The following is a 13,102-nucleotide window of genomic DNA, read 5'->3' on the forward strand; positions in this document are numbered from 1 at the left end:
TCCGCCTCATTGATAAGGTTCGTCACATGCCGCGCTCGCCCCACCCGCTCCGTCACCGCCCGACCGTCCTCGCGGTGATCGTCGCGGCGGCCGCGCTCGCGCTCACCGGGTGCGCCCAGGACGCTCCCGATCCCAGCGGCTCCGCCACGCCTCCCCCGGCGTCCGAGGCGCCCGAGCCCGGCGCGAGCGAGAGCCCGGTCCCGACCGAGGAGCCCGCCACCCCGTTCGAGATCGCGTGCGACGTGCTGCTCACCCCCGACGACGTCTACGCCTTCAACCCAAACTACAGCCCGGCACCCGGCTATGAACCGCAGGCCGACGGCATCACGGGCGTCGCAGACGAGGCGGGCACCACGTGCGGCCTCGTCAACCAGACGAACGGCGCGCTCATCGAGGTCGCCGTCGCCACGCCGCCGGAGTCGGCCCTGGAGGCGCGCAAGAACGACGCAGCGCTCTCGTCGCACCCGGTCCCGACCTACGGCACGCCGCCCGACGTCGAGGGGTACTTCGAGCGCACGGGCGAGAACGGCGAGGCGCAGGTGTTCACGGGCCCCTACTGGATCGTGATCGCCTCGACCGAGCTCGTGGAGCCGGGCGACGCCCAGACGCTCGTGAGCGCGGTCATCGCGAATCTCGAGGCCGCGTGATGGCCGGGCCCACGCGACAGACGCAGGGCACTCCCTCCTGGCTGGGAGCCGTCAACGACCGCGTCGGCCTGTCCGCCCTCCTCGACCACGGCCCGCTGACGCGGAACCGGATCTGCGAGCTCGTCGGCGTCTCGAAGCCGACGGCATCGATGATGATGAGCCGGCTGATCGCGGCGGGCGTGGTCGAGGAGCGCGGCCAGGTCGCGGGCAGCCCCGGCCGCAACGCCACCCTGTACGCGGCGCGCATCGATCGGCCGCTCGGGGTCGCCATCGCGATCGACGCCTTCGAACTGCGCGCACGGGTCGTCGACGCCGCGGGCAGCGATCGGCCGCTCGTCACCATCGGGCTCCCGCGCGACGTCGGCGAGCGGTCGGCGGTCGACGAGGTGCGCCGGGCGATCCTCGAGGCGAGTGCGGCGGCGGGCACCGACCCGGCCGCGGTCCACACCGTCGGCATCGGCACCGCGGGCTACGTCGACCCGGGCGGCGAGGGGGCGCTGTTCAGCGAGACCCTGCCCGGCTGGCCGACGACCGGTCTGCGGGCGACGCTCGAGGCGGCGCTCGGCGTCACCGTCTACATCGAGAACGACGTGAACCTCGCCGCGGTCGCCGAGCGCGAGACCGGAGCCGGCGAGGGCCGCGACGTGTTCGTGCTGCTCTGGCTCGGCAACGGCGTCGGCGCCTCGTTCGACGTGGCGGGCGACCTCTACCGCGGCACGTTCGGCGGCGCGGGCGAGATCGGCTTCCTGCCGCTGTCGGCCGAGGCGCGCGAGCTCGACGACCGAGCCACGACGAGCGGCGACCTCGTCGGGGCGATCGGCCTGCGCCGGCTGGCGGCGGCGCACGGCGTCGAGGCCGACGACTTCCCCGGGCTCCTCGCCGCGATCGCCGCGAGCGACGCGACGGACGCCATCGTCGACGAACTCGGCGAGCGGATCGCGCACATCGCCCTGCCGGTGCTCGCGATGCTCGACCCGGGACTCGTGGTGCTCGCCGGGCCGACGGCGGCGGTGGGCGGCAGCCGCCTCGCCGAGGCCGTGGAGCGCGACATCCGGCGTCTCAGCCGCTGGTACCCCGAGGTCGTGGCCACCCACGTCGACGGCGACGCCGTGCTGCAGGGCACGACCGCGTTCGTCACCGCGAAGGTGCGCGAGGACCTGCTCGGCACGGTCGCGCGACTCGCATTGCCCTGACCCCCGAGGGCTCCTCGACGGGCGTCGACGGGGCCCGGATGATGGTAGGGTTTTCAACTGTGCGCCTCCGTAGCTCAGGGGATAGAGCGCCGGTTTCCGGTACCGTAGGTCGGGGGTTCGAATCCCTCCGGGGGCACGTTGCGATCGAGCGGGTCGAGCCGGTTCCGGCTCCCCGCTCGAATGCGTTCCGGGGCCCCTGAAGCGGATGCGCCGCCGGCCGCCGTGCCCGATGCAACCGCATGGACGATCGGCCACGCCCCGCCATAGACTCGGACTCGTCCGTTCGGAGTGGGGAAGGCGCTGGTGCATGCTTTCGAAGCGCACGTGGTCCGTGATCGTCGCGATGGTCGCGGGAGCGCTGGTCGCCCTGTCGGGCGCGGGCGCCGCGTGGGCTGACGACCCGGTCTCGTTCGGCTCCTCCCCCGTCGTCGACGAGGCGGGGGTGCTCGGCGGCGACCTCGACGACGTCGAGCGCGCGCTCGGCGACCTCGCGGACCGCAGCGGTCGCCAGCTCTTCGTCGCCTACGTGGGCGAGTTCACGAATCCCGCGACGGCCGAGGCGTGGGCCGAGCAGACGGCGATCGACAACGGCCTCGGCACCGAGGACTACCTGCTCGCGGTCGCGGTCGACGGCCGGCAGTACTACCTCTCGGCCTCGAGCGACGCCGCACTGAGCGACGCCGAGCTGCAGCGCATCTCGACGCAGGTCATCGAACCCGAGCTCCGCGCAGAGGACTGGGCCGGCGCCGCGATCGCCGGCGCGTCGGCGATCGCCGACGCGAACGCCGACGGCGGTCCGGTCGCGCCCGGAGCCGATCCCGGTGACGAGCCGTCGACGGGACAGGGCGGGGGCACGGGCGCGATCTGGTTGCTCGTGATCGCCGGCGCCGCAGTCCTCATCGTCTGGTTCGTCCTCGCCCGTCGCAAGCGGCGCGCTGCGGCCGGCTCCGGGAAGCCCGGAATCCCGCCGGCACCGCCGGCACCGTCGATCGACGAGCTGCGGCGCCAGGCCGGCACCGCGCTCGTCCAGGCCGACGACGCCGTGCGGACGAGCGAGGAGGAGCTCGGCTTCGCCGTCGCGTCGTTCGGCGAGCAGGCGACGGCCGACTTCCGCACCGCGCTCGACCAGGCGAAGGCGAAGCTCGGCGAGGCGTTCGCACTGCAGCAGCGACTCGACGACGCCGAGCCCGACACCGACGACGAACGTCGCGGCTGGTATCAGGACATCGCCCGACTCGCCGGCGAGGCCGACGGCATCCTCGACGCGCAGGTCGAGCAGTTCGACGCCCTGCGCGACGTCGAGCGCAACGCCCCGGAGGCGCTCGCCCGCGTCGACGCCCTCGCCGGCACGGTCGAAGCCGGCATCGCACCCGCCGGGCAGCGGCTCGCCGAGCTGCAGGGCGTCTACGCCGCCTCGGCGCTCGCGCCGGTCGCGGACAACCCGGCACAGGCCGAGGCGCGCATGGCCTTCGCCCGCACGACGCTGGCCGAGGCGACGGCGGCGCTCTCCCGTGGCGAGTCCGGCCCCGCCGCACTCGGCATCCGGACCGCCGAGGCGGCAGTCGACCAGGCGAAGCTCCTCGCCGCAGCGGTCCACCGGCTCGCCGACGAGCTCGCCGCGGCCGACCGGACGGTCGCGGCGGGCGTCGACGAGCTCGATGCCGACGTCGAGACGGCTCGCTCGCTCGGCGCCGACGCGGCTGCGGTCGCCGAACGGGTCGCCGCCGAGGCATCCGCCCTGCGAACCGCGGTCGCCGCGACCGGGCGAGACCCGATCGAGCTCCAGGCGCGGTTCACCAAGGCCGATGCCGAGATCGACGGCGCGATCCAGGGTGCCCGCGACGCCGCCGCTGCAGCGGCGAAGCTCGGGACGCAGCTCCAGCGGACGCTGCAGGCCGCGAGGGCCCAGGCGCAGTCGGCCGAGGACTACATGGTCGCCCGGCGCGGCGCCGTCGGCGCCGACGCGCGCACCCGCCTCGCCGAGGCCGGCCGCCTCATCGTGCAGGCCGAACAGACCGCACCGACCGACCCCGCCGCCGCACTCGCCACCGCCGAGCGCGCCCAGCAACTCGCCGCCTCGGCGTTGGCCATCGCCCAGCAGGACGTCGGCGGTTTCGACCAGGGCGGGGCCGGCGACTTCGGCGTCGACGGCGGCGAACTGCTCGCCGCCGTGATCGGCGGCATCATCGGCGGCTCGATGGGCGGCGGCCCACGCGGCTCCCGCAGCTCGGGCGGGTTCGGCGGGTTCACGGGATCGGGCGGGTTCGGCGGCTTCGGCGGCTCGGGCCGATCGCGCGGATTCGGCGGCGGCTTCGGCGGCTCGGGCTCGAGCGGCCGCCGCGGAAGCGGAGGCCGATTCTGAACCGCCACGCATCGCCGAGCACGGCATCACCCCACGGCCGCCCAGGCCGCCCGACGACCGAAACCAGCCAACGAACGAGGGAGTAACCATGACCAAGCAGTCCATCTTCGGACGGATCTCGCAGCTCGTGCGAGCCAACATCAACGCGCTCATCGACCAGGCGGAAGACCCGCAGCTGATGCTCGACCAGATGGTGCGCGACTACACCAACTCGATCGCCGACGCCGAAGCCGCCATCGCCGAGACGATCGGCAACCTGCGCCTCCTCGAGGACGACCACCGCGAAGACGTCGAGGCCGCCCGCGAATGGGGCGAGAAGGCGGTCGCCGCGAGCCGCAAGGGCGACGAGCTGCGCGCCGCTGGCGATGCCGCGGGCGCCGACAAGTTCGACAACCTCGCGAAGGTGGCGCTCAGTCGCCAGATCTCGTCGGAGAACGAGGCGAGGGCCGCCGAACCGCAGATCGCCGCGCAGACCGACGTCGTCGACAAGCTCAAGGCGGGCCTCAACGGCATGAAGGAGAAGCTCGTCCAGCTGCAGAACAAGCGATCGGAGCTCGTCGCCCGGGCGAAGACCGCGCAGGCGCAGAAGCAGGTGCATGACGCCGTCAAGTCGATCGACATCCTCGACCCGACGAGCGAGATCGGCCGCTTCGAGGACAAGATCCGGCGCGAGGAGGCCGTCGTTCGCGGACAGGCCGAGCTCGCTGCGTCGAGCCTCGACGCCCAGTTCAACGAGCTCGACGACCTCGGCGAGCTCACCGAGGTCGACGCGCGGCTCGCCGCGTTGAAGGCGGGCGGCTCGCAGGGCGCCATCGGCGGCTGACGCACGAGGCGCGACGGGGCGGATGCCTCGGGGTCGGCCCCGAGGCATCCGCCCCGTCGTCGGAGCCGTCGGCCGCCGATGCGATCGTGTGGCCCGCCCCCGATGGTCGGCGACATCGGCCGTCGCGCTGGTCGTGCGGCGCCAGGCGGCGCGATACTGGAAGGCATGCCAGCAACCTTCGTCGTCGTCCCGCTCTGGCAGGGCTCGGTGTCGTCCCGTGCGATGAGCCTCGCCGACGGCGCGGCCGCGATCCTCGGCGACCTGCCGAGCTCCGCGACCGTCACCGTCGACGTGCCGGTCGAAGCGGGTGAATCGCTCGGCACCGGGGTTCGTCGCTACAGCACCATCCGGCGGGTCCGGGATGCGGCGGCCGAGGCGCTCGCGCTCGTGCCCGACTGGGCCCTGACGATCGGCGGGGACTGCGGCACCTCGCTCGCCGCCGTCGCCCACGCCGTCGAACGCACCGGTGGCGACCTCGCCGTGCTCTGGCTCGACGCGCACCCCGACCTCAACACGCCGGAGACCTCGCCGTCGGGCGGCTTCGGCGGCATGGCGCTCCGCGCCATCACCGGCGAGGGCGCCGACGGACTCGCGCTCGACGAGGCGACCCGGGTGCCCCCCGCACGGCTCGTGCTCGGCGGCGTGCGCGCCATCGACGACGAGGAGCGCCGGTTCATCGACGAGCACGAGATCCCCGTGCTCACGGTCGAGGACCTCTCCGACCCGACCGTCGTGATCGGCGAGCTCGAGGCGACGGGGGCCTCGCACGTCTTCGTCCACGTCGACCTCGACGTGCTCGACCCGTCGGCGCTCGCGGGACTCTCGTACCCGATGCCGTTCGGTGTCGGAGCCGCGGAGCTCGCGACCCTCCTGCGCGAGGTGGCCGGTCGGTTCCCGCTCGCGGGTGCCGCCATCGCGGGCTTCACCCCCGCGAGTCCGGAGACGGCGGTCGACGACCTGCCGACGATCCTGCGCCTCGTCGGGGCGTTGACGTCGGGCAGCCGTCAGGGTTCCTGATCCGCGGCGACCCGCCCCCGGGCGGGCCTAGGCTGGGGTTCGTCGGCCGTGGCGAAGGACGACTGCGGCCGCGACGGGAGGCGCCGATGACGGGGATGCAGCGCGAGACGGATGTCGTCGTGATCGGCGGCGGGCCGGTCGGCGAGAACGTCGCCGACCGGGCGAGGGCGGCCGGACTCGAGGTGGTCCTCGTCGAACACGAGCTCGTCGGCGGCGAATGCTCGTACTGGGCGTGCATCCCGTCGAAGACCCTGCTGCGGAGTGCCGCGGCGCTGCGGGCGGCGCAACGGGTCCCCGGCGCGGCCGAGGCCGTGACCGGCGCGCTCGACGTGCCGGCGGTGCTGCGCCGGCGCGACGAGTGGGTCTCGGACTGGGACGACCACGGCGCCGTCGGGTGGCTCGAGAGCGTCGGCATCGCGCTCGAACGCGGACACGGCAGGCTCGACGGGCCGCGCCGGGTCGTCGTCGAGCGCCCCGCCGGTTCGGACCTCACCCTCGTGGCCCGACATGCGGTGGTGGTCGCGACCGGGTCGGATCCCCTGATCCCGGAGGTCGACGGACTCGTCGAGGCCGCGCCGTGGGCGAGCCGGGAGGCGACGTCGGTCGAGCGTCCGCCGCGCCGCCTGGCGATCATCGGCGGCGGCGCCGTCGCGGTCGAGGCGGCCACGGCCTTCGCCGGCTTCGGCACGGAGGTCGTGCTGCTCGCCCGCCACCGGCTGCTCGGTGCGATGGAGCCCTTCGTGGGCGAGGCGGTGGCCGAGGGTCTGCGCGGACTGGGGGCGACGGTGCGTCTCGGCGTCGAACCCGTGCGCGTCGCCCGCGACGAGCAGGGGGCGGTCCGCATCATGACCGACGACGGCGACGAGCTCGTCGCCGATGAGGTGCTCGTCGCCACCGGCCGACGCCCTCGAACCGGCTCGCTCGGGCTCGAGACCGTCGGGCTCGAGCCGGGTGCCTGGCTCGATGTCGACGACAGCCTGCTCGTGCTGGCGGCCGTCAACGACGAGACGCCGTGGCTGTACGCGGTCGGCGACGTCAATCACCGTGCGCTCCTGACGCACCAGGGCAAGTACCAGGCCCGCGCCGTCGGCGACCTCATCGGCGCACGCGCCACCGGTCGCCCGCTCGACCTCGCGCCGTGGGGCGCGCACACCGCGACCGCCGACCACTCGGCCGTTCCCGAGATCGTCTTCGCCGAGCCCGAGTGCGCGGCCGTGGGCATGACCGCCGAGGCCGCCCGTCGCACCGGACGGGACGTCCGCGTCGCGGACGTCGACTTCGCCGCCGTGAGCGGCGCGGGCATCCACGCCGACGGCTTCACCGGTCGGGCGCGGCTCGTCGTCGACGGCGAGCTCGGCACGGTGATCGGCGCCACGTTCGTCGGGCCCGACGTCGCGGAGCTCGTGCATCCGGCGACGATCGCGATCGTCGGCGAGGTGCCGGTCGACCGGCTGTGGCACGCCGTTCCCGCGTTCCCGACGATGAGCGAGGTCTGGCTTCGGCTCCTCGAGGCCCTCGGCCGTCCGGAGGCGGCCGAACAGGGCGTCGCGGCCGCAGCGGGAGGGGAACCTCGGGGTTCGCGACGCACCGGGACGACCGACGAGGAGCCCGCCGCATGACCGCACCCGCATCGAGTCGCACCCTCCGCGTGCGACTCACCGACTCGCGGATCAGCCGCCTCGGCTACTGGTGGGCGACCGCGGTCGGCTTCACGTGGGGCTTCCTCTGGAGCACCGGCCCCGTGACCGTCCGCAACGGCCTCGTCGTGTTCACCGGCATGCCGAAGTGGACCTACGGTCGCGGCGGGTCGTGCGTCGGCGGGTGCTACCTCACGGGGTCGAACGACGGCGACCGGGTGCTCGGCCACGAGGCGGTGCACCAGGCCCAGTGGCGCAAGTACGGCATGCTGCTGCCCGTGCTCTACCTCATCGCCGGGCGCGATCCGCTGCGCAACGGCTTCGAGATCGAAGCCGGGCTCGAGGCGGGCGGCTACCTGCGCGCTACCCCTCGGCGCGGCCGAGCTTCCAGTACCCCATGAAGGCCACGCGCCGGCGGTCGACGCCGAGGCCCTTGACGAGATGGCGGCGGAGCGTCGTGATCGCCGTCGCCTCGCCGGCGAGCCAGGCGTAGACGCCGTCGTCGGCCGTGGCCTCGGGCACCTCCCAGAGGATCTCGTCGTCGGCGAGTGCGGGCAGCTCGGCATCGGCGGGGGCGGCGGCCTCCGCCCGGGCGGCGCCCCGAGCGCCGAGCTCGTCGTCGGCCCAGGCTCGGACCGCCTCGACGAGCCGGGCACCGTAGGTCGCTTCAGCGTGCTCGTCGCCACCGCGGTGCAACCACTGCACGACGACCCCGGGCGGCGCCTCGATGTCGAGCACGTCGCCCGCGGCGGGCACTTCGAGGAACGCGGCGCCGCGCGCGGATGCCGGAAGCTGCGCGAGGATGGCGCTCATCGCCGGCACCGCCGTCTCGTCGCCGGCGATGAGCAGCGTGCCGGCCGTGCCGGGGTGCCACTCCCACCCGCCGGGCGGCTCGTCGCTCGTCGCATCGGGCGCGACGAGCAGCATCCGCTCCCCCGGCTCAGCACGTGCGATCCAGCGCGATGCCGGCCCCGAGTCGCCATGCGCGACGAAGTCGACGTCGAGCTCACCGGTCTCGGGGCGCGCGTCGCGGATCGTGTACGTGCGGATCGGGTTGCGCCGTTCGTCTGGCAGCGCGCGCCAGTCGCCGAACCAGTCGTCGCCCCTCGGGAAGCAGCCGAACCCGTCGTCCCCCTCCGGGACGCCTTCGAGCGGGAGGACGACCTTGATGCGCTGGTCGGGTCCGTCCCAGCCGACGTCGTTGAGATCATCGCCGCGGAAGGTCACCCGCACGAAGTGCGGCGACATCCTTCGGATCTCGCCGACGACGGTCTCGAAGACGCGGTATCCGGGCTTGGCCATGGAGCTGGCTCCTGTCGTGGGGTCGGGGTCGGATCGAGCGGGAGCGGGTCGCGCAGCGGCCCGCCGGTTCGTCAGGCGGTACGGCGCGAGCGCCAGAGCAGCCACACGAAGTACGGCGCGCCGACGACGGCCGTCACGAGTCCCGCGGGCAGCTGCCCGGGCGCGATGACGGTGCGGCCGATCGTGTCGGCGACGGTCACGAGCAGTGCGCCGAGGAGCGCCGCGAGCGGCAGCACGAGCGCATGGCGGGCGCCCACGAGGGCTCGTGCGGCGTGCGGCGCGACGAGCCCGACGAAGCCGATGACGCCGACCGCCGAGACGGCGGTCGCGGTCAGCGCGACCGCGATCGCGAGCAGGCCGAGCCGTGCGTTGCCGAGTCGCACGCCGAGCACCCGAGGGGTGTCGTCGTCGAACGCGAGCAGGTCGAGTTCGCGCCGGGTCGCGACCAGCAAGGGCAGCGCGACGGCGAGCACGACGACGAGCGGGATGAGCTGCGGGAACGTCCGCCCGTAGGTCGACCCCGAGAGCCAGGTCAGCGCCTTCGCGGCGTTGTACGGGTCGGTCGCGATGATGAGCATCGCGACCATCGCCGAGGCCGCAGCCGAGACGCCGAGCCCGACCAGGATGAGCCGGCTCGTCGCGAGCCCGCCGCGAAGCGACAGGCCGAACACGATGAGGGCCGCGGCCGCCGCGCCGACGAATCCGCCGGTCGTGACCGCGACGAAGCTCGCGAGCGGCCAGAAGGTGATGACGAGCACCGCGCCGACTCCCGCGCCGCCCGTCACGCCGAGGATCGCGGGTTCGGCCAGCGGGTTGCGCGAGACCGCCTGCACGACCGTGCCGGCGACGGCGAGGGCCGCGCCCGCGAGGATCGCGGCGGCGACGCGCGGGGCGCGCGTGTTCATGACGAACTCGACGAGCGGGCCCGCCTGCCCGGTGGCCCAGTTGAGCACGTCGCCGCCGAGCAGCTTCGCGTCGCCGAGGAGCAGCGACACGAACGCGAGGATGACGAGGAGCACGGCGGCCCCGGCGATCACGAATGCGCGCCCCCGCCGTGAGAGCCCGGTGCCGATCACGAACCCGCTCGCGGCCTCGCTCGTCGCGCGCGACCGCAGCGCGAGCGCGATGAGGAACACCGCGCCGAAGATGGTGGTGACGACGCCCGTCGGCACTTCGACGGCCGCCTCCCCGCCGAAGGCGAGCCGGAGCAGCACGTCGGCGCCCAGCACGACGATGACGCCCATGAGCGCCGCCGCAGGGATGAGCAGGACGTGCCGCTGCATGCCCGGCACCCGCACGGCGATGAGCCGCACGATCGCGGGCGCGGCGAGGCCGACGAAGCCGATCGGACCGACGAGGGCGACGGCCGAGGCCGACAGCAGCACGGCGATGACGACGCCGACGAGGCGGGTGCGCCGCACGTCGACGCCGAGCACCGTCGCGGTGTCGTCGCCGAGCGCGACGAGGTCGAACTGGCGTGCGAGCACGAAGAGTGCCGCGACGGCGACGCCGACGACCGGCGCGAGCTGCGCGGCGGGGCCGATACCGGTCTGCGCGAGGGTGCCCTGGCTCCACGCGTAGAGCCCGGTCGTCCGCTCCGGGAAGAGCAGCAGCAGCATGGTCGTGAGCGCCGTCAGGGCGAGCGCGATGGCGGAGCCCGCCAGCACGAGGCGGACGGTGCCGCCCGATCCGCCGGAGCCGCCGGTCGCGCCGCGCGAGCCGCTCGCCGAGAGCGCCAGCACGAGCCCCGCGGCGGCGAGGCCGCCGATGAAGGCCACGGCACCGCCGCCGATCACGGGCAGGGAGATGCCGAATGCGGCGACGACGACGACCGAGAGGTACGAGCCGGCGTTGACCGCGAGCGTGTCGGGCGAGGCGAGCACGTTGCGCGAGACCGACTGCAGGATGAGGCCGGCGACCCCGAGCGCGATGCCGACGACGACGCCGGCTGCGAGCCGCGGCATCCGGGAGGCGAGGAAGATCGCGGCCGACTGGTCGTCGCCGCCGGTGCCCGTGATGAGGCCGACGAGTTCGGGCAGCCCGACACCCGACGACCCCTGGGTGACGTGGACTGCGGCCAGGAGCGTCGCGACGACGACCCCGACGGCCAGCAGCAGGACCGCGCCGAGCCGGGGGCGCTCACGGCTCCCCGCCGGCGCGGCGGACGACACGGTCGTCTCAGCCCGCGAGGGTGTCGACGACCGCATCGATGTAGTCGTTCATCGACGAGGGGCCGCCGAACATCCAGATGCCGTCGGGCAGGCGGTGCACGTTGCCCGACTGCACGAACGGCAGCGACTTCCAGACCGCGTTGTCGGCCAGGTCGACCGCGTATGCGTCGGCCTCGCCGTTCGTGATGTACAGGAACTGCAGGTCGCCGAGGCCGGTGAGCCCTTCGACGTCGGTCGAGCCGAGGCCGTAGTCGGCGTCGCCCTCGCCCGTCCAGGCGTTCTCGAGGCCGAGCTCCTCGGTGACGGCGGTGAGCAGGGCGCCCTCGGTGAACGGTCGGATCGAGACCTGGCCGCCCGAGGCCCACGAGTCGCTCATCATGAACGGCGTGCCGGCGAGTCCCGCCTCCTCGATCGCGGCCCTGCCCTCGTCGATCTTGGCGTGGAACCCGTCGAGGAGCGCCTCGCCCTCCTCCTCGGTACCGGTCGCCGTGGCGATGCGCTCGAGGTTCGACTCCATCTGGCCGATCGGGTTCGAGGCGTCGGCACCGCGCACCACGAGCACGGGAGCGAACTCCTCGACCTGCGCGATCACGGTCTCTGGCAGGTCGGTCGTGGTGACGACGAGGTCGGGGGCGAGGCCCGCGATCGCGTCGACGGAGGGCTCGCCGCGCATGCCCACGTCGGTGACGCCCTCGTCGAGCGGCTCGGACTGCACCCAGGCCGTGTAGCCGGCGACGTCGGCGACGCCCGCGGGCATGACGCCGAGGGCGACGAGGTTCTCTGCCGTGTTCCATTCGAGCGCGACGACCTTCTCCGCGGGCGCGTCGAGCGTGATCTCCTCGCCGCGGTCGTCGGTCACGGTGATCGCTGCGTCGGCGTCGGTCGCCGCTTCGGGCGCCTCGGTCGTGCCGCATCCGGTGAGGAGCAGCAGGGATGCCGCGGCGACGGCGCTGAGGGCGATGGCGGGTGTTCTCATGGCAGAGGATTCCTCATGGTCGGGCGCGCAGGCACAGCGGTGCCCGCGCATGGGGGGTGGTCGGGGATTCGGGTCAGGCGACGGCAAGGCGCGGACTGCGCTGCCTGGTGTTGTAGCGGCCGATGGGGCACGTGGTGATGCAGCCGCGTTCGTCGACGTCGACGTCGACCCGGATGCCGTAGGCCGAGCTCAGCACGTCGCTGACGAGGACCTCGGCCGGGGTGCCGACGGCACGTACGCGGCCGGACTCGAGGAGCACGATGCGGTCGGCGATCGCCGCCGCCTGGTCGAGGTCGTGCAGCACGACGCCGATCGTCACGCCGTGCTCGTCGGCGAGTTCGCGGATGAGGTCGAGGAGCTCGACCTGGTAGCGCAGGTCGAGGTAGGTGGTCGGCTCGTCGAGGAGGAGCACCCCGGTGTCCTGCGCGAGGCAGGCGGCGAGCCACACGCGCTGCAGCTGTCCGCCCGAGAGCTCGTCCACGGCGTGCGCCGCGAGGTCCGCGACGCCCGTCAGCTCCATCGCCCGGTCGACGATCGCGGCACCGTCGGCATCGCCCGCGATGAAGCGGCCGCGGTGCGGGTGGCGCCCGAACTCGACGAGCTCGCGCACCGAGAGCCCGCCCGGCGTCGGGCGGCTCTGGGCGAGCAGCGTGACCCGCCGGGCGAACTCGCGCGCGCTGAGCGTTGCGGCGTCGACGCCCCGCTCGGCGAGGTCGTCGGCCGTTCCCGGCGCCCCGTCGGAGACGGTGTGCGCGTCGCCGCCGGCGAGCAGCACGCGCCCCGAGTCGGGTCGGTGCAGCCGTGCGAGCGCACGCAGCAGCGTCGACTTGCCGCTGCCGTTCGGTCCGACGAGGGCGGTGACCTTGCCCGGTTCGAGGTGGAGCTCCGCGCCGTGCACGACTGGCGTGCCGTTGTAGGAGATCGTGAGGTCGAGACCGAGCATGCCTCCACTATAGGTGAGGCTTACCTAACCT

At 74.0% G+C, this 13,102-nt stretch carries 11 protein-coding genes and 1 tRNA gene; 8 read left to right on the top strand and 4 right to left on the bottom strand.

Features of this window, described 5'->3' with window-relative positions; genetic code table 11:
• Nucleotides 1-26: 26 nt before the first annotated feature.
• From ACFWGP_RS13420 to ACFWGP_RS13455, 8 genes are all read left to right on the top strand, one after another.
• Complete coding sequence (locus tag ACFWGP_RS13420) at nt 27-647, top strand: iron ABC transporter ATP-binding protein (RefSeq protein WP_275506653.1); 621 nt, start codon at nt 27-29, stop codon at nt 645-647.
• Nucleotides 647-1,840 carry an ROK family protein gene (locus ACFWGP_RS13425; protein ID WP_376931124.1) on the top strand — a complete coding sequence of 398 codons (1,194 nt, stop codon included), beginning with the start codon at nt 647-649 and terminating at the stop codon, nt 1,838-1,840. Before ACFWGP_RS13420 ends, ACFWGP_RS13425 begins: the two co-directional genes overlap by 1 nt.
• A 63-nt stretch (nt 1,841-1,903) precedes the next feature.
• Nucleotides 1,904-1,976 (top strand) — tRNA-Arg (locus tag ACFWGP_RS13430).
• A gap of 171 nt (nt 1,977-2,147) precedes the next feature.
• Nucleotides 2,148-4,202: a TPM domain-containing protein gene (locus ACFWGP_RS13435; RefSeq protein ID WP_376931125.1), complete on the top strand. Its 2,055-nt coding sequence runs from the start codon at nt 2,148-2,150 to the stop codon at nt 4,200-4,202.
• An 88-nt stretch (nt 4,203-4,290) separates the two neighbouring features.
• On the top strand, nt 4,291-5,025 hold the full coding sequence (locus ACFWGP_RS13440) for a PspA/IM30 family protein (protein ID WP_275506650.1): 735 nt from the start codon (nt 4,291-4,293) through the stop codon (nt 5,023-5,025).
• Nucleotides 5,026-5,190: 165 nt separating this feature from the next.
• On the top strand, nt 5,191-6,042 hold the full coding sequence (locus tag ACFWGP_RS13445; RefSeq protein WP_376931126.1) for an arginase family protein: 852 nt from the start codon (nt 5,191-5,193) through the stop codon (nt 6,040-6,042).
• A gap of 95 nt (nt 6,043-6,137) precedes the next feature.
• The gene (locus ACFWGP_RS13450) at nt 6,138-7,661 is read left to right on the top strand and encodes a dihydrolipoyl dehydrogenase family protein (protein ID WP_376931253.1); all 1,524 of its coding nucleotides are present in this window, start codon (nt 6,138-6,140) and stop codon (nt 7,659-7,661) included.
• A complete protein-coding gene (locus ACFWGP_RS13455) occupies nt 7,658-8,080 on the top strand; it encodes a Fe-S oxidoreductase (protein ID WP_376931127.1) in 423 nt (140 codons plus the stop codon). The genes ACFWGP_RS13450 and ACFWGP_RS13455 overlap by 4 nt, the downstream gene beginning before the upstream one ends.
• On the opposite strand, the gene ACFWGP_RS13460 is transcribed toward ACFWGP_RS13455, so the two are convergent.
• The 4 genes from ACFWGP_RS13460 to ACFWGP_RS13475 form a co-directional block, all read right to left on the bottom strand.
• Nucleotides 8,043-8,981, bottom strand: a complete 939-nt coding sequence (locus ACFWGP_RS13460) for a siderophore-interacting protein (protein WP_231431504.1) — start codon at nt 8,979-8,981, stop codon at nt 8,043-8,045. The genes ACFWGP_RS13455 and ACFWGP_RS13460 overlap by 38 nt on opposite strands.
• A 71-nt stretch (nt 8,982-9,052) precedes the next feature.
• Nucleotides 9,053-11,188 (bottom strand): iron ABC transporter permease, encoded by a 2,136-nt coding sequence (locus tag ACFWGP_RS13465; protein WP_376931128.1) that lies wholly within the window; start codon nt 11,186-11,188, stop codon nt 9,053-9,055.
• Nucleotides 11,160-12,128, bottom strand: coding sequence for an iron-siderophore ABC transporter substrate-binding protein (locus ACFWGP_RS13470; RefSeq protein ID WP_376931129.1), 969 nt, complete (start codon nt 12,126-12,128; stop codon nt 11,160-11,162). The genes ACFWGP_RS13465 and ACFWGP_RS13470 overlap by 29 nt, the downstream gene beginning before the upstream one ends.
• 73 nt (nt 12,129-12,201) lie before the next feature.
• Entirely contained in the window at nt 12,202-13,071 is an 870-nt protein-coding gene (locus ACFWGP_RS13475; protein ID WP_376931130.1) for an ABC transporter ATP-binding protein, read from the bottom strand.
• Nucleotides 13,072-13,102 lie beyond the last annotated feature (31 nt).

This window comes from Agromyces sp. NPDC127015 (genome assembly GCF_042725165.1).
GTDB classification, from domain to species: domain Bacteria; phylum Actinomycetota; class Actinomycetes; order Actinomycetales; family Microbacteriaceae; genus Agromyces; species Agromyces chromiiresistens.